General features: G+C 36.9%; 18 protein-coding genes. All 18 read right to left on the bottom strand.

The annotated features are described in order from the left end of the window. On the bottom strand, positions 1–233 hold a 233-nt coding region (locus tag F8B77_RS16815), incomplete at its 3' end, for a transposase family protein (protein ID WP_167512852.1). A gap of 207 nt (positions 234–440) precedes the next feature. Continuing rightward, positions 441–695 (bottom strand): IS66 family insertion sequence element accessory protein TnpB, encoded by a 255-nt coding sequence (gene tnpB, locus F8B77_RS16810; protein WP_151656793.1) that lies wholly within the window; start codon positions 693–695, stop codon positions 441–443. After that, complete coding sequence (gene tnpA / locus F8B77_RS16805; protein ID WP_151656791.1) at positions 692–991, bottom strand: IS66 family insertion sequence element accessory protein TnpA; 300 nt, start codon at positions 989–991, stop codon at positions 692–694. The genes tnpB and tnpA overlap by 4 nt, the downstream gene beginning before the upstream one ends. A 159-nt stretch (positions 992–1,150) precedes the next feature. Continuing rightward, a complete protein-coding gene (locus F8B77_RS16800) occupies positions 1,151–1,699 on the bottom strand; it encodes a sugar transferase (RefSeq protein ID WP_151656789.1) in 549 nt (182 codons plus the stop codon). Beyond that, positions 1,696–2,610: an NAD-dependent epimerase/dehydratase family protein gene (locus tag F8B77_RS16795; RefSeq protein WP_341872507.1), complete on the bottom strand. Its 915-nt coding sequence runs from the start codon at positions 2,608–2,610 to the stop codon at positions 1,696–1,698. Before F8B77_RS16795 ends, F8B77_RS16800 begins: the two co-directional genes overlap by 4 nt. Beyond that, on the bottom strand, positions 2,607–3,794 hold the full coding sequence (locus F8B77_RS16790; protein ID WP_151656787.1) for a glycosyltransferase: 1,188 nt from the start codon (positions 3,792–3,794) through the stop codon (positions 2,607–2,609). The genes F8B77_RS16795 and F8B77_RS16790 overlap by 4 nt, the downstream gene beginning before the upstream one ends. Before the next feature lie 2 nt (positions 3,795–3,796). Continuing rightward, a complete protein-coding gene (locus F8B77_RS16785; protein ID WP_167512850.1) occupies positions 3,797–4,603 on the bottom strand; it encodes a glycosyltransferase in 807 nt (268 codons plus the stop codon). Then, entirely contained in the window at positions 4,596–5,591 is a 996-nt protein-coding gene (locus tag F8B77_RS16780; RefSeq protein ID WP_151656783.1) for a hypothetical protein, read from the bottom strand. The genes F8B77_RS16785 and F8B77_RS16780 overlap by 8 nt, the downstream gene beginning before the upstream one ends. A gap of 285 nt (positions 5,592–5,876) precedes the next feature. Continuing rightward, a complete protein-coding gene (locus F8B77_RS16775; RefSeq protein WP_151656781.1) occupies positions 5,877–6,380 on the bottom strand; it encodes an acyltransferase in 504 nt (167 codons plus the stop codon). After that, on the bottom strand, positions 6,373–7,377 hold the full coding sequence (locus tag F8B77_RS16770) for a hypothetical protein (protein WP_151656779.1): 1,005 nt from the start codon (positions 7,375–7,377) through the stop codon (positions 6,373–6,375). Before F8B77_RS16770 ends, F8B77_RS16775 begins: the two co-directional genes overlap by 8 nt. After that, complete coding sequence (locus tag F8B77_RS16765) at positions 7,370–8,647, bottom strand: DUF4910 domain-containing protein (protein WP_244298275.1); 1,278 nt, start codon at positions 8,645–8,647, stop codon at positions 7,370–7,372. Before F8B77_RS16765 ends, F8B77_RS16770 begins: the two co-directional genes overlap by 8 nt. 15 nt (positions 8,648–8,662) lie before the next feature. Beyond that, a complete protein-coding gene (locus tag F8B77_RS16760; RefSeq protein WP_151656777.1) occupies positions 8,663–9,751 on the bottom strand; it encodes a polysaccharide pyruvyl transferase family protein in 1,089 nt (362 codons plus the stop codon). Continuing rightward, positions 9,726–10,997, bottom strand: coding sequence for an oligosaccharide flippase family protein (locus tag F8B77_RS16755; protein WP_151656775.1), 1,272 nt, complete (start codon positions 10,995–10,997; stop codon positions 9,726–9,728). The genes F8B77_RS16760 and F8B77_RS16755 overlap by 26 nt, the downstream gene beginning before the upstream one ends. Positions 10,998–11,012: 15 nt before the next feature. Beyond that, positions 11,013–12,065 carry a pseudaminic acid synthase gene (gene pseI, locus F8B77_RS16750; RefSeq protein ID WP_151656773.1) on the bottom strand — a complete coding sequence of 351 codons (1,053 nt, stop codon included), beginning with the start codon at positions 12,063–12,065 and terminating at the stop codon, positions 11,013–11,015. Positions 12,066–12,075: 10 nt separating this feature from the next. After that, on the bottom strand, positions 12,076–13,575 hold the full coding sequence (gene pseG, locus F8B77_RS16745; protein ID WP_151656771.1) for a UDP-2,4-diacetamido-2,4,6-trideoxy-beta-L-altropyranose hydrolase: 1,500 nt from the start codon (positions 13,573–13,575) through the stop codon (positions 12,076–12,078). A 10-nt stretch (positions 13,576–13,585) separates the two neighbouring features. Further along, positions 13,586–14,269 carry a pseudaminic acid cytidylyltransferase gene (gene pseF, locus F8B77_RS16740; RefSeq protein WP_151656769.1) on the bottom strand — a complete coding sequence of 228 codons (684 nt, stop codon included), beginning with the start codon at positions 14,267–14,269 and terminating at the stop codon, positions 13,586–13,588. Continuing rightward, positions 14,269–15,444: a UDP-4-amino-4,6-dideoxy-N-acetyl-beta-L-altrosamine transaminase gene (gene pseC / locus F8B77_RS16735; RefSeq protein WP_151656767.1), complete on the bottom strand. Its 1,176-nt coding sequence runs from the start codon at positions 15,442–15,444 to the stop codon at positions 14,269–14,271. Before pseC ends, pseF begins: the two co-directional genes overlap by 1 nt. Next, positions 15,441–16,454 (bottom strand): UDP-N-acetylglucosamine 4,6-dehydratase (inverting), encoded by a 1,014-nt coding sequence (pseB, locus tag F8B77_RS16730; RefSeq protein ID WP_151656765.1) that lies wholly within the window; start codon positions 16,452–16,454, stop codon positions 15,441–15,443. Before pseB ends, pseC begins: the two co-directional genes overlap by 4 nt. Positions 16,455–16,686 lie beyond the last annotated feature (232 nt).

Raw genomic sequence — 16,686 nt, 5'->3', positions numbered from 1 at the left:
ACTGTTCTAGCGATGGTGTCATGACTTGGTACACCGTTTTCAAACTCTCTGAAATTACGTAACCATTCCAAGTTACACTCACCGAAGGCTTCTATTTCTTTCCATCCTTTGCTTCCGCAAAGAATAGAGCACAGAGTAAGAAATAAGATATCGAAAAAGTTATGTGCTATCTTGGTTTCTTGTCGAGGGTCTGAAAGTATTAAAAATTGCTCAAATAGATTGGTCTTATTCATCTGGAGTTCCCACCTTTGCTTTAGAAAGGTATAAGATCACACATTCATGATAATTAGTAGTGATTTTTAAAATTTTCACCTAGATTTCTGAAAAATACTGCGTTTTATACATGCGTCGGCCCTGCGCGCTTACTTTGCTGATCCATAATACCTCCGATTAAAAAGGTACTATGGCAAAGCATTCTTAATATTGATATGTGTGGTTAGTTAAGCGCTTACATCAATATTGGGGGTTGGCCATTTGAACGTCCCTTTTTCTAAGCGACGATAATAAAGCCAAAAACCATTGGTATCCCAAAACAAGATCTTGAGTTTATCTCGATTGCGGTTACAAAAAATAAACCAGGCTTCACTGAATGGGTCCATTTCCAGCGTTTCGGCGACAATGAGTGATAAGCCATCAATGGATTTTCTCATGTCGGTGACACCAACGACGAGGTAAACCTTTCCTGACTGTATCATTGCAATGCATCAACCCAATATTTTATTTGTTTGGAATTAAGATTTGCTGGTAACTCGGCACGAAGGCCATTATTACATGTCAGCACCACAATATTCGACTGCTCTTGTGTTGGCTCTGTCACGATAATGGGGTGAATTTTTGTTGTGACTTCTGACTCGCTGAGTTTCTTGGACCAGTAATAAAGGGTTTGGTAGCTGATTTCGTTATCAATACAAAATTGCTTGATAGATAGGTTACTCTCTTTCTGCTGCTCTAAAATATTAGCCCAATGATCGCGCTTACTTTGCTGATCCATAATACCTCCGATTAAAAAGATACTATGACAAAGCCTGCTTAATATTGATATGTGTGGTTAGTTAAGCGCTTACACATAGCCTGTACCGGCAATTGCAATTTTCATAAATAGCCAAACATGTTCGTAAAATAAAATAAGGGTATATTCTTGTAATAAGTTCTACTTAACGGCGTCACCAGAACCACTTCCGGTTGCTGTCATCAAGATATACTTAAAGTAATCTTTCAATGTCAACGAATCAATCATCTGCTTGTCAGTTTTAGCTAGTAGCTTAGGCGTTGACATATCAATGTTTTGTACTTGAGCTAACCCCGTGATCCCCGGCAATACATCATAAACACCTTGTGCATCACGCTCTTTAATCAGGTCTTCTTGATTGAAAAGATTTGGACGAGGCCCGACTAGGCTCATATCCCCTTTAACCACGTTAATTAATTGAGGCAATTCATCAATCTTGGTTCTTCTTAGAAAAACACCGAGCTTTGTAATTGAAGAATTATTAACTAAGTGGCTCGCTACAGAATTCGTTTCCACCGACATAGTACGAAACTTGATAAGCTTAAAAGGTTTTTTGTTGCGCCCTACTCGCTCCTGAATAAAAAGCGGAGAACCTGTATCAAACACCCCTAAAAATGAAACAATTAGTAATATTGGCCATAGAAATAGCAGCCCAATTAGAGATGCAGTCAAATCTAGCAATCTTATCATCTCTGTAATCCTCTCAGCTTTTGTAGTGATGTCATCGCTTCTTCCATAGTAAAAGGAGGTTTCCAATCGAGTATTTGGAGTGTAGGCGATACATCAACTTCTAAATCTCCGTAAAGTTGATTCACCATATGTTCTTTGCCAAACAAAGCTGCTAAAGGTTTAATAAGTCTGACAGGTAATGGGAATTGAACGAGTTTCACATTTAAAGCTCTTGCTATCGCATCTGTAAAGTCGCGAATTGATACACTCTCACCATCTGTAGCTAAAAACGTGTTACCAGGTGCGTTTGTATGTTTAGCACAAACAACAATCAAGTCAGCCAAGTTCTGCACTGATATGAAGCTTCTGCTATTATTATGGTAAAAAGGGACAATCCTAACTCTATCGATAAGCCTTACCAATTTAGAAAAACTTCCTGGTGCTTTTGAACCATAAACTAGAGCAGGTCTAATAATTACTAACTCAAGGTCAGTTTCCTCAGACATTTTTTTTAATTCAATTTCCGCTAGTAGCTTGGACTGAGCGTAGATATTATGAGGTGCGGGTTTTGAAGTTTCGGTAAAAGGTTCACCAAAAGTTTGAGCGCCGTTTACACCGATAGAACTAATGAAAACAAAACGTTTTACTCCGTTTTTAAAAGCCTCATGAGCTAAAGATACTGTTGCTTCCACATTAACCGAATGATAGTCGTGTTTTGTCCAAGTTCCACCATGAGCTAACCCTGCAATATGAATAACTGTATCTATACCTTCGAAAGCGCCAGACCAGTCGGTATTACCATTTAGATCATCGATTATAAACTCTTCTGAATAGCTATTCTTTTTACGCACGACAAAGCGCGAATTTGATAATAATTTTGCTACTTCTTGCCCTATAAACCCAGTAGCGCCAGTAATAATTGCTTTCATCATTCCCCACTTACCAATTTTCTACTGAGATTGTTCCAGGAAAAACTCTTGGCTTTAGTAAAAGACTGAAAAGATATATCGCTCCATTGAGAATCAGTTAATGTCAGCAAAGACTCTAACAATTCAATTATAGATTCTTGTGAATTATCTTTAGAGTACAGCGCTCCATCACTACCCAATAACTCTTGTGTTGCTGTTAAGACGGTGGGACCGCCTAAAGCCAAAACAGGTAGGCCACAACCTATTGCTTCCAAGATAGTTTGCCCCAGGGGTTCATAACGTGATGACATAAAGAAGAAGTCAGAGGTTTGGTAATATTTGTGCAAGTTATCCTGTTTCCCTAAGAATAAAACCTTTGTGCACTTATGCTTGACTGCAAGTTCCTTTAACATAGGTAACTCGGGGCCATCTCCAATTATTACGAGAGTAAAGCCTAAAAGGTTAGAGCTTGAAAATGAACTAACTGCCAGGTCAAAACCTTTAGCTTTAACACATCGACCAACACAAAGTATTATCTTATCGTATTGCGGAATGCCCAACTCTTGCCTTAGTGACATTTTCATTGACAAAGAACCTATTGGCTTAAATAGGGACTTGTCTACACCGGGTTTACAGAGCATAACATCTGGTTGATAATTGGAGTTAAATATATTTAGAACCTCTTGCAATTGCTTTTTCATATTAAGAGAAAAAACAAACACTCGACCGGAAAATCTTACACACAGATAATCAAACATTCCGTGAGCTCTCCTTTCCAACCGTTGAAATATATTACTTCCCTCGATCAAGTTTTCTGAGTCAGATTGTCTATGATTAAAACCGGGAGCAAGAAAAACAGATTTACGTCTAAAAACCAACGATGCAAAAGTACCAACAAATTGATTCCTTGAAATAACAAAGTCAACACCAAGTATATATTTAGCATAAAACAAGTAATAAAGCATACTAATTATAGATACGGGCATAGATATTATTTTAAAGAAAAAATTACTATACCCAGGAAAGAAAAAGTTAATCTTGGTAAAGTCATTCATTTGTTTAACACCGGTACTACTTCTATATGAACCAGACAACACATAAACCTGTAAACCATCTTCACAGAAAGCTTGAGTCAAGTACCTAATTGAATTTTCAACTCCACCATAATGTTGCTCATATGATAAGTTCGCCATCATTATTTTATTCATATTTATCGACACCGATTATATAAAATCTCAAGAAGACCCGATGGTAAAAACCTGATAGTTAAACCACGCATGACTTTCCTAACAAATTTCAGGCTAGAAATATGCCCTTCCCTAAATAAAAAGGTAATATATATAACCTCCCTTTTAAAAACTTGCCACCCTCTTCGTCTAGAAAAAAAATCTTCATCAGCATCAATGTAAACTAACGGGCGAGTAATGTTGTAGAACCTAGCTCCAATATGTTTCAATCTAAACCAAAGAATATAATCTTCACCGTACCTTAAAGGAGCGTATCCACCTGATAATAAAAAAGCATCTTTCTTAACGAACAGAGTGACATTATTCATTACATTGCGATCAGGTAACGCAGCCAAGATTTCATCATTATTTTCGGGTACTTGCTTAACTATATGAGAACCATTATAGATTTCACTTATATACCCCCCAACAACATCGTAACCTTCCCGTATCTTTTCCAGCTGAATTTCAAATCTACTTGAATCACAGTAATCATCAGAATCCATAATAGCGACAAAAGACATAGATGATATTGAAACCCCCAGATTTCTTGCAACTCCTGGCCCATTGTTAGATAGGGTTGAGACCAATACCACATCAATTCCAATTTTACTAAATTCTAACTTCGAATCGCAAATAAACATAGTAAGCTCTCTAGTTACAGGGCCATCGAAAACCACTATAATTTCATGCGGTTTTAATGTCTGACTTACAATACTATCAAAGCATCTTTTAATATGACAAACACTAGTTTTTATATATACAGCTAATACTACTGAAATACTACTCAAAATTATTACTACCTTTAACATTGACACTAGAGAAAACTGCTCCTAGCAACGAAAAATAAAGCAACGGTACCCGTGCCTGATCAATTACGTTATTGCCCACACCTGCAACGGCTGCGGAAATAAAGAATAAAATAAGAACCAAATACAACCACGAGTGCTTGCACTTAGTCGTCTTGAATCGTAGAACAACAAGAAAAAAAACTGGCAATACTATCCAAGAAAAAATATAAATAAATGACAAAGCTCCATACCTAAAAATATATAGTGAATAAAGTGACTCGAACATTAAGCTCGAACTTTTATAGGAACCATAACCAAAAGCCAGATGCAAGCCACTGCCATTAATAAGAGTCACTGCATTATTAAACTGTTCCAGCCTAATTTGTGATGACTTATCTCCTCCACTCGATAATCTTATTAAGCCATTTACGAGGTAAGCAAATTCGTCAGTAAAAAAAACAAAAAAACCAGCAACAATTGAAATTAATATTATTGGGACCGTGGTAATTCGAATCCAGTAACTCCAATCTTTCATTAGTCTTTCTTTGCTAATGAAAAAACCGAAAAATAACGTGAGTAACATTGCTATAAGTAAAAAGTTCACAAACCCAGATTTGCTCTGCCCAAAAGCCATAGTAACTAACAGCGATAATATAGCCAAAATAGAAACTTTATGAGAGTTTAAATAGAACCGAGACAAATAATAGGTTAGCGGTAATGTGCCGATGAAAGCGAAATCGTAGGGATTTTGAAATGTACCAGTGAAGCGTCTTCCAGGTATCAGCGTATCCTTTGCGTAGAAAGAAATTAAATCACGCCCTATATAATCAAAAAATATGATGCAGAAAAGACTAAAAAGTGAGGTTATCAAAATATATTTAGAGTATGTATGAACAATGCCTCTTAAGCTAATTACATCAAACCTGACTAACGCGTATCCAAAAACAAAGCAAACAAAATAGTATACAGGGCGAAATAACTCAAACATGTCAGACACTATAACATTAGCATTAAAAATATTTGAAATTACTATATTAAAAAAGTACAAAAAAAACACTGCACAATAGGAAGCCAATATTCTATCAAACCTAAACTCGTTATTTCTGAAAATAAAATAGCAATAGCTGCAGACTAATAACAAAACTGTGATGTTATTAAAGAGAACTCCTGTCGCTCCAGTTCTATCAAAGTAGTTGTTGAAGGTAGGAAAAAAAAGGTTGAAAAATATGATACACTTAAAAAGTGTTTTTAATTCTATTCTATACATAAAAACTCAGTAAAATAATTTTTTACTTTTTAGTTCATTATAGTGCAATGCGTCTCGAGACTTAAACATCCTAGCTGGGTTACCACCAACTATTGCTAGCTTTTTAACGTCTTTTATAACAACAGATCCGGCTTGAATAATCGCTCCTTCGCCAATAGTGATACCGGGCATAACTAGTACATTCAGTCCCAACCAAACGTTATCTTCGACAATGATATCTTCTGTAATACTAGTTTCGTCATAGGGCAGTTTGGCACCTCGATAGTTATGGTTACTAGTAATAAAGATACACCCAGACCCAGAATGAAAGTTGTTCCCGATTTTTACACACCCGCCTCCTTGTATACTTAAACCATTGAAATGGCAATTAGAGCCAACCTCGGTCCTACTAGTGAAATTACATCTATTGTTGACTGTAAAGTTTGGGCCAAATTTTCTTACTTTAATTTTCGCTTGGACTGAGAAAATAAACGTTTTAATTCTCTTAACAACTGAATATAGTCTAATCATGGAGATTTGTCACCAATATATCTATGTCCCTGAAGTAAGTATAGACGTCATCAATGTCTTCTTTTCTCGATACAACATGACTCCTGATATCAATACTCTCTATGATAACATCATTGAATTCCATAGCGCTGGAATGTAAAACCGTCGAGAAGAAAGAGCATACTTTTTCTGGCATGCTTGATGAATGTCGAAAGTACAATTCTGCCGGTTTATTTATAACTTTTACTTCGAATCCAATAATCTCTAGTCTTTTAAGTTTCAAGTCACCCTCGCCCCTGTGCGGGACGTAATATATACGATCGTAGTCACGCTTTAGATAGAAATAGACCTTTTCCAAAATTTCCAGCTCAGTTTCTATACTTTCTAATATTTTACTCTCTGAAAGTTTTCCTCCATAAAAATATACTTTATTCTTCGTGATATTAACATTTCTTTTAGCCAACTTTGGCTTTAGGTTAACTTGATTTTTGAGAAGTGAGCTTCCAAAGTCGAAGGTTGTATAGAGATTAGGAGATAAGTCATAATTTATTTTCCGTAAAGAGAATAGGCAATATAAAAAATACCTAATATAAGCAATTTTGTTTCTCTCAAAATACGGTATTTTACCTTTGGATATAAATCTATTTTGAGCTATGAGTGTCCATATCCCATCATCTAACAATACTATTCTATCATGTTTTAAAACAGAAGCGATTGTTAATGACTCTATATTTCTGTAATCACCAATATATATATCAAAGAAAGATCTTTTGTAAATAAGAGAGTAATATGACATCTTTTTCAAAGATGACATTAACTCGAAACACCGACTCTTTCGTCTAGTGTTATAATGCACTTCAGTCCAAAGAGACTTCTCTAGTACATTTCTTATTTGTTCATTATTTTTTTCGTTAATCCCAAAATTTACTATCAAACAAGCATTTCGACCAGATAAAGCTAGCGCATCTTGTGCAGATAACAACTGTAACGGTGATTCTATAATATATAAATCATTCATAAAGCAAATCACTACTGCTCAGTTTACTCAAAATATCTATTATGCTGCTCATGCTGACTTCAGTTTTTTCATGAATATCAAATAAGTCGTGGTCACCATCACAGTATGAAATGACGTTCATCATATCCTTTACAATACTCTTAGTGTTCAGAGAGCTACTATTAGGGTACAAGCCTCTTTTCCCTAATTGGGGTTCACAAAGGACATTAATTTTTGGCTTGTGATTTTCTTCAATAAAATATATTGCTTTAATTAGTGCATTAACAGCACCTTGTAGCCCCTTCTCTGTAACCACTGTGCCTAATTTATCCAATGACGTATGGTACTCAGGATATTCAGCATATTTACTTCTCATTATAGTTGCAATTGGCAAATCAACACCTGGAGCACAATATTGCCTTTCATCACTTCCTCGATCTAACCACGTATATTTCTTATACGTTGAGTCTATTTCACCAAGAGCAGCTTTGGCGGCTTTGTCTGAAATTGTATTCCCGCACCTTGAAGGAAGATATGAATAACACCGTTCATCACCGACACAAGTGATATTAAATCCTGCAACAACTTTATGTTTCATATGTGTCATGTTTTTACTTAGATATACTATCGAACCAATTGTTTCCGGTATAAAAACAACACGGTATGTGTATTTTCTGTCTGTTAGACTCTTTATCCATTCAATCAATTCAACTGTAACAATCGGACCAGAAAGTTCATTATTTGCCATTGATGGGTGACAAATGTAAGTTGACAAAAACACTTCTTGCTCAGTCTTTCCGGGTATTATTACTTCAGCATAATTCAGAAATCCATTTTGTAATTTAGAATCAATTTTAACTTCATAAACATCGTCAACCAGCTTTTTTCTATCATTTTCTGAAATACAAAACCCCCACATATCCCTGTAATAGCTTGTCATATATGGAATAGCATTAGGTTTTTCTGGTAGAGAAAACAAGTGGCTTTGAAGCTCTTCGTAACTAATTTTTTTATCAACTGGAGTAGAGTAGCCGACAACATGTAGATTGTTGCATTTAAAATTAATAATCTCGTTACCACTGGAATCTTTGATATAGGCGCTGTCAATGTTCCACTCCCTTGGCACAACCCAATCAAAAGCTTTGTAGCCGCTCGGTACTGAATATACTTTAAGTTCCGGAACTTCTTTCTTAATTATATCTAGTGTCTTTCTGTTTCCATCCCCAGTCAAGCTTCTACAGATAGGGAACAACTCATGACCTAGACTCATAAGACTTTTATGATACTTCAAAATTATTCTCCTGTTCTATATAAGAGTCTTAATCTGATTATTAATATTATCCGAGAACTCGTCTAATTTATGCTCAAGACCTATGAATTTTTCAAATCCTTGAGCTTCATCTTGTTTTATCATAGCTACCAAAGCCTGTGCTGGTATCGTATCAACAGTAATATTGTTGACTAATCTAATTTTATGTAGAATTCGTCTCAACGGATTCATAGACATGGTTCGAAAGTTAGGTGTCGAGATTCTTTTATCAATAGTTAAACCATACTCTCCACCACGGCCATCTTGTTCGAGTAAGTAAGAATATTTTCTTCTTGCTAAAGCGGATACATGTGCATGGACCCTAAAACCAATATGCATATCTACTTGATCATACACTCTTAGGCCTGCCTCAGGATCTTCATATATTCTAATATAAGGGATATCATTCTCGCGAGCGAAATTTTCAATTAACCTATTTACTCCATGCAGAGCTATTTTAATATTAGAATCTGGAAAACTAATTTTCACTTCTTCTATTAAAGTTAAGAAAGACTTTAGATAAAACTCTTCATGGTGTGGGTCTGAAATTACGATATCCTTAATTTTTTTTCTTTTTTCAAAGCTCTTCCCGTAACACTTTGTTTCACAAAATGCTACATCCCCTCCAAAAGTCACATTATTTAAACCAATTCTCTTACACAAACTCTGAGTCAAGTACCCTCTAGTACTAAATGAGATAGCCACATTGTCTAGTTTTTTTAGTAACTCAATCGAATCTTGGGACAAATAGTTATATATATCTTGCCCCAATCGATGTACATGTAACGAAGTGCCCGCTGAAACGATGCTGATTGGCTTATTCAAGTCCAAAATATTACCAATGTATGGGTATTCAATCACATTCATTTTCTCTCTAATGATCAAACATGCAAATACTATAATATCAGACTCTTCAATTCCCTTTTTTACATCATCCCAGTCAGCAGCCCTCCAAAATGTTTCTATTACAGCATCTTGGTGATGTTTTTTGAGCAAATCAACAACCGCGCGAGTTATCAATTGGTCACCTATATTCTTACTCCCTTGTTTTGGGTAAGTACTAATTACAGCTATCTTCTTGGGCATGCTTATCTCCGAACCAAGGTAAAATATTCAATTTATAGACTACAACCATCATCACAATGGCCCTAATCAACATGGATAACATATATGCATATGCTAATCCAATCAATCCACTCTTTACAATAAGATAGATTCCAAGAGTTAAATAAACAAATAGAGTCAGAGTAGTTATAATAGATAAGTATTGCGTTTTTTTTGTATATATTACAAAGTTTGAACCCAAACTATATATCCCATTAAAAATTTGAGACACAATAAGTATTGGCAATAGATCTTGAACTAGACCGTATTCTTTATTTAAAACTACAAAATCATAGATATACGAACTAATTGAAGCAACAAAGAAACAGACGACTATAAGTCCAGCAAAATATACATACACTCTATTTACTGTCATAATCTTTTCTTTGATGCTATTCCTCTCGAGTTTTTCAAATAACCATGGCATGAATGCCTTGTTGATTGCATCGAATAGTATTGAAAAAACCATACATATCTGAACCGCCACCATATATATTCCAACATGCGATAAACTCATATATTTTGATATTATCATTCGGTCAACACTAAGTAAAAACATAGCTCCCAACACATGAGGTATTATTTTTATTCCATAGCTATATGCATCTCGAATTTTTTTTTGATCGTACTTTACATTTAAATTTAATCTTTCATGTTTGAATAAGTAATATATTGATAGTATAGAAAGAATCACATAGGAGATAAAAATACCATAAACCCTAGACTCTTCTGAGAAACCGAAATAAAGAAGTAAAATGATACTTACGCCCATATTAATTGCGCTTAATGCCACCTGAACATAAGCATAATTAACTGGCATTTTATTGACTTGAAACTGGCTCAAGTTCAACCTTATAAAATAGAATAGAAAACCACTGACAAGGGCTAAATATATCCATTCGACTTTCAGATTAAAGAAATTTGTCAATCCTTCTTCCATTAACATAATGGATATAGTTGATAGGACTGTAGTTACAACAGCAATCAGTATGCAATTATATATATAGTCATTATAATCCTTTTTTGATTTGTCCGTATAAAATTCTCTTATCACTGCACCGTTTGTACTTAAACCAACTATAGCGATAAATATAGAAACAAGAAGTTGAAACATGCCAACGATACCATATTCATCTGGGCTTAGCTCTCTAGTCAATATTGGTAATAGTATAAAGGGAATCGAAGAAGAAATTATGTTGGCTGCTAAATATATAAAGGCACTATTCATTAATTTCACACTACCCTAAAATTTCAGATGTTCAAAACTCAAGGCTGTTCCTGCTTTTAGTTCCATTTTTGCAGTTTTTCCGATCACATCCTCATAAAATTTTGGAAGTAGTCCAAATCCTGGGCGGATACTCTTCACATTTTCAGCCGTAATTGGTTCACCTTTACTAATATCAGCAACAACATAGAGTGAACGACGAAATTTTACGTTTCCTTTTTCAGCTTCCGTTCTCTCGTAGTTGACTTGTCCCATTGCTTGCCATGCTGTTTTTGTATCTTTACAAAGCGCGGTAAGCTCAAGAGGTTCGAGAGAGAAACTATCATCCGCTCCGCCACCTCTACGATCCATAGTCACGTGTTTCTCTATCAAACATGCACCTAACGTCACAGATGCAACGGCAGTAGCATTATCAATTGTGTGATCAGAAAGCCCAGATAACACATCAAAGCGCTCAGCAATATCAGCAATCGTCTTTAAGTTATATTGATCAGCAGGAGCTGGGTAGCCACTCACACAATGGAGTACAACTAACTCTTTACAACCATTATCTCTCGCCGTTTTAATTGCTTCTGCAATTTCTTCTTCGTTAGCCATTCCTGTTGAAATGATCATCGGCTTACCCGTTTGAGCTACTCGCTTGATCAGCGGCAAATCAATTACTTCAAAAGAAGCGATCTTGTAAGCTGGGGCATCCAGTGACTCTAATAAATCGACAGCAGTAAAATCGAAAGGAGAACTGAAAATAGTAATACCAAGTGCTTTTGCCTTTTCAAATAACGGCTTATGCCACTCCCATGGCATATGCGCACCTTTATAAAGGTTATAAAGAGTCTGCCCATCCCATAAGCCACCATGAATTTGAAACTCTTCACTATCACAATCCATAGTAATCGTTTCATGGGTATAAGTTTGTAGTTTTATTGCATCTGCACCTGATCTCTTCGCTTCTTCCATGATCTGAAAAGCGCGATTAATGTCACCATTATGATTTGCTGATAATTCAGCAATAACATAAGGAGCGTAGTCAGGACCTATTTTTCTACCGTCAATTGAAATATATGCTTTCATCAGAATCTCATTAAATTGGGTTACGAATAAACGTCTCAGGATTTTGCTGTGTATAGTTCGCTTTTTTGAACAGCTTCTGAGAAGCTTTATTATATTCAAATACAGTGGCATGTAATGTCAGTTCTGGATGTATGACATCAGCCATTTTTAATGCAGCAGTTGCGACTCCTAAACCGTAAGCTTCAGGGGCAACAAAGATTGATACTAGATAATTTTTAGGTTCAATTTTATCTAATCGTAATACACCTAATTTTTTTCCTGTTGTCTTATCTTCAACAAGATAAAAAAAGTCAGTGGTTGTGGCTAGCTTTCGCTTCATCCAGCTTTGGTGACCTTCCCATGTAGGAATATCAGTATTCAATGCAAATTCACGAGTTTTAGGGTGGCATTGCCAATCATAAACGGTTTTGATGTCCTCATGAGTGGCAAATACAAGCTGTAGATTTGAATGCTCACTTGGTTCAATAAGCTGCTGAATTTCCAGGATTAACCTTCGAACCCCTAAGCCATCACACAGTTTTAGATTCGACATAAACAGCTCATGCCATTGACCCATTGCCTGTTGATAGGTCACTAATAGCTGGGATTCAATATCTTCCAAAGAGACTTTCAAAATAGCTTTATGCTGAAGCAGTTGAGTACAGATCGTTTTTTGATTATCGGCCAATGGTATCAAAATGCTAGGTAGACCAAGACAAGCCCGCTCCCAACTTGTTGTTCCAGGCGCCCCAATAGCTATATCATGCTTAAGCATTAAACTAGCCATATCAGCCTCAAAATCTTGATGTTGGACATTACTGTGTAAGTCACACCATGACTTGACCTGCTGGTAGTGTGGTGCTCTCGGGCTTAGCAACACCGTAAAATCAGCACAGACTTTACCAACAAGGCCTTTTAATGACTTTAAAGTTGCATTGGGGTTGTCTATTCCCCCCATAGATATGAGAACTTTAGGTCTAGTTTCAGGGGGTACCCGCATGTAAGCGAGCTCTCTCAATGAAGCAAACCTTGGGGCTAATATCGCATACTCACTTCCCACTAAAGCTCGAGCAGAACCTGAGTATTCAACAGGCTTACGCCCAAGAGTTTGATCGACAATTAAATCAGTATCATGCTCTCGAACCAAGTCATCAATAGCGACTAAAAAGCAGCCTATTGATTGTCTAACAAGCTGTTGCCACTTGTTGCTAATAGCATAATGATCCGTTACCACTAAATCAGCACAGCCTACCATTTGGATAAAGTCTAGCGCATCCTCAGAACTTGGTCTTTGCAGCCAAGCCTCATAGTCGGCATCATGCTTAGGCTCACTAGGTTCCTTAGGCGGATTTAACTTTATTACCTGAAAGCCACGCTCTTCAATGTATGAGATCATGTCGCCTGGCTGTGATAAACATGCAAAAGAGATTGAATGACCGAGGTTTTTCAATGCATCTGCAAGTACTAAACAGCGCATGATATGACCACTACCAACCCAAACTGAAGCATCCGATCTAAAGATAACTCTCATAAAAACCTAATTATTTTAAAGCTGAGTATAATGCCTCAGCCAGATCCCAATCTTCATTAGTATCAATATCTTGAACTCGACTTCTCGGTAACAGAACGACACTAGAATGATCTGCGAATATTGCTTTTTTCTCTAAAAACGCATCGGTCTTTCCCCAATAGAACTGACCAGCATCATGATAGGCTTCTTCAAGATCTTGAGAGCGGACTTGTTCATTTTCAGGAGAAAACATTGACACCTCTCCTCCTGATGAAATTTTGATCGCTCTTTGAATTGGGAATGGAAAAGTCGCGGCACTAAAAACAAACTCAAATAAGCCTTTATTTAACTTATCGAAACCTTGTTTAAGATATTCTGGCGTTACAAAGGGAGCCGTCGCGTACAAACAACAAACCGCATCTACAGTCCAGCCATTATCCATGCACCAAGTAATGGCGTGATGCATCACATCCATTGTCGTTGCATAGTCATCAGATATGTTAGCAGGGCGCAAAAACGGCACCTCTGCACCATACTGCACAGCAACCTCAGCGATCTCTGCATCATCCGTAGAAACAATGACTTTATCAAAGCAACCCGAAGAAACGGCAGCTTCAATAGAGTAAGCAATCATAGGCTTGCCATGAAAAGGCTTAATGTTTTTACGAGGAATGCGTTTACTGCCACCACGCGCAGGGATAATTGCAATTTTCATTATTTACCTGTCAAAACTTCAGTTACTACATGAACAACTGTATTTTGTTGCTCTTCAGTCATTCCGTGGAACATTGGGAGTGATATTGCTTCTTGGTAATAACGTTCCGATTCAGGAAAATCGCCATCCGAAAAACCCATAGCTTGGAAGTATGGCTGAGTATGAACTGGAATATAGTGCAAATTAACACCAATACCGTTTTCACGTAATGCATCAAAAACCTGCTTATGTGTTAACGGTATTTCATCCAGCTTCAAGCGTATTACGAATAAATGTAGACCTGAATACGTGTTTTCTAACTGATACGGAAGTACTAACGGCAATTCTGACAATAATTGGTTATAACGTTCAGACAGTACGTGGCGTGCTGCGACAAACTCATCAAGTCTTTGCATTTGAGTCACACCCAACGCAGCTTGAAGCTCAGTCATTCGATAGTTAAAACCTAAATCGACTTGTTGATAGTACCAGCCACCATGGGAAGCCCCGTCCATCAGTTCAGGGTCTCGAGTGATGCCGTGACTACGCAACAATGCCATTTTATCAGCCAGTTCTTTCTGATTGGTTAACGCCGCGCCACCTTCCGCCGTTGTCACAATTTTCACGGGGTGAAAACTGAAAACAGTAATATCAGAATATTCACAGTTACCAATTGGTTGAGCATGGTATTTACCACCAATAGCATGAGAAGCGTCTTCAATGACTTTAAAGCCGTACTCTTTAGCTAATTTAGCAATAGATGCCATATCACAAGGCTGACCACACAAATGAACTGGAACGACAACTTTTGGTAGTGTTCCATTTGCTTTAGCTGTGATTAGCTTTTGCTCTAACTTTTCAGGGCACATATTGTAAGTCGCAGAATCAATATCAACGAAATCGACTTTAGCACCACAGTAAAGACCACAGTTTGCAGATGCTACAAAAGTGACTGGTGTTGTCCACAACCAGTCACCCTCGCCTAAGCCCAAAGCTAGGCAAGCAATATGCAGAGCGGATGTTGCACTATTTACTGCTAACGCATACTGAGATCCAGTATGTTCTGTTAACGCTTTTTCAAACGCAGGGACTTGCGGGCCTTGCGTTAAAAAATCAGACTTAAGGGTATCAACTACACTATCAATATCTTGCTGAGTGATATCTTGCTTGCCGTATGGAATCACTTTTTTACTCACACTGTAAATTTAGGATCAACATGTTCTTTGATTAGGTTACGTAAACCTTCAATCGTTTCCCACTCAGTATTAGTGCCTGAGTTGTATTTAAAGCCAAAAGGGACTTTCTCCGCTTTATGATGGTCCATATATTCAGTTTCTGTGTAAGTGAAAGAAACTGAAGGTAGAATTGCATAGTAACGACCAAGATCAATCGTATTAAGAGAGTCCGTATCCGTGATCATTTCTTCATGAAGTTTTTCACCAGGGCGAATACCAACAACTTTAGTTGGAATACCTGGAGCAACAGCTTCTGCGATATCTAGAATCTTGTAAGATGGGATCTTAGGGATAAAGATTTCACCACCTAAATGGTGCTCAAGAGCGTACATCACCATGTTCACGCCATCTTGCAGAGAAATATTAAAACGTGTCATTTCTTCATGCGTAATTGGCAATAAGCCTTCTTCTTTTTTCTGCATAAAGAATGGGATAACCGAACCACGAGAACCCATTACGTTCCCGTAGCGAACAACACTGAAACGAATATCTTTAGAACCTTTAATATTGTTCGCTGCTGCAAACAATTTGTCCGATGCTAGTTTAGTTGCACCATATAAATTGATTGGAGCACATGCTTTATCTGTAGAAAGTGCAACAACGTCCTTAACCCCACATTGAAGAGCTGCATTTATTACGTTTTCCGCACCGTCGACGTTGGTTCGAATACACTCAGTTGGGTTATATTCAGCCGTATCCACTTGCTTAATCGCTGCGGCATGAATAATTACATCTACGCCTTCACAAGCCTGAACCATACGGTTACGGTCACGCACATCACCGATGAAGAAACGTAGTTGTGGGAAATCTTTTTGAGGATAGTTTTGTTTAATCTCAAATTGTTTCAACTCATCTCGAGAGTAAATGATGATTTTTTTGACTTCAGAATAACGCTCAAGGATCGTTTTTATGAACTGTTTACCAAATGAGCCTGTACCACCAGTGATTAAAACTGTTTTATTATTAAGCATTAAAATATCCAACACATATTGATTTTGTGAATTACCACCTCAGTTTCTTATCAGCCACTGAGACACTTTTCATTCATTTGAGACAGTCTATTTTAGACAATCTCTTATAAAACCTAGATTTTACTCTCTTTTTAAAAACCGCCCCAATAGGCCATTCAAAACCACGGCAAACGCATGAACATTTTTCAACCAAAAATTAGCTTTTCTCTGTACTCATCATTCATTAATGATG

This window comes from Aliivibrio finisterrensis (assembly GCF_008933155.1).
Taxonomy (GTDB): domain Bacteria; phylum Pseudomonadota; class Gammaproteobacteria; order Enterobacterales; family Vibrionaceae; genus Aliivibrio; species Aliivibrio finisterrensis.
Note: the sequence above shows the minus strand (reverse complement) of the source record. Positions and strands in the feature narration are given on the sequence as shown.

Excerpts from the sequence above, each read along its gene's own strand:
- F8B77_RS16775 (WP_151656781.1), bottom strand. The coding sequence starts at position 6,380 with ATGATTAGACTATATTCAGTTGTTAAGAGAATTAAAACGTTTATTTTC.
- tnpA (WP_151656791.1), bottom strand. The coding sequence starts at position 991 with ATGGATCAGCAAAGTAAGCGCGATCATTGGGCTAATATTTTAGAGCAG.
- F8B77_RS16795 (WP_341872507.1), bottom strand. The coding sequence starts at position 2,610 with ATGATGAAAGCAATTATTACTGGCGCTACTGGGTTTATAGGGCAAGAA.
- F8B77_RS16760 (WP_151656777.1), bottom strand. The coding sequence starts at position 9,751 with ATGCCCAAGAAGATAGCTGTAATTAGTACTTACCCAAAACAAGGGAGT.
- pseI (WP_151656773.1), bottom strand. The coding sequence starts at position 12,065 with ATGAAAGCATATATTTCAATTGACGGTAGAAAAATAGGTCCTGACTAC.
- F8B77_RS16770 (WP_151656779.1), bottom strand. The coding sequence starts at position 7,377 with ATGAATGATTTATATATTATAGAATCACCGTTACAGTTGTTATCTGCA.
- F8B77_RS16790 (WP_151656787.1), bottom strand. The coding sequence starts at position 3,794 with ATGAATAAAATAATGATGGCGAACTTATCATATGAGCAACATTATGGT.
- pseG (WP_151656771.1), bottom strand. The coding sequence starts at position 13,575 with ATGAGAGTTATCTTTAGATCGGATGCTTCAGTTTGGGTTGGTAGTGGT.
- F8B77_RS16755 (WP_151656775.1), bottom strand. The coding sequence starts at position 10,997 with ATGAATAGTGCCTTTATATATTTAGCAGCCAACATAATTTCTTCTTCG.
- F8B77_RS16780 (WP_151656783.1), bottom strand. The coding sequence starts at position 5,591 with ATGTTTGAGTTATTTCGCCCTGTATACTATTTTGTTTGCTTTGTTTTT.
- tnpB (WP_151656793.1), bottom strand. The coding sequence starts at position 695 with ATGATACAGTCAGGAAAGGTTTACCTCGTCGTTGGTGTCACCGACATG.
- pseF (WP_151656769.1), bottom strand. The coding sequence starts at position 14,269 with ATGAAAATTGCAATTATCCCTGCGCGTGGTGGCAGTAAACGCATTCCT.
- F8B77_RS16800 (WP_151656789.1), bottom strand. The coding sequence starts at position 1,699 with ATGATAAGATTGCTAGATTTGACTGCATCTCTAATTGGGCTGCTATTT.
- pseB (WP_151656765.1), bottom strand. The coding sequence starts at position 16,454 with ATGCTTAATAATAAAACAGTTTTAATCACTGGTGGTACAGGCTCATTT.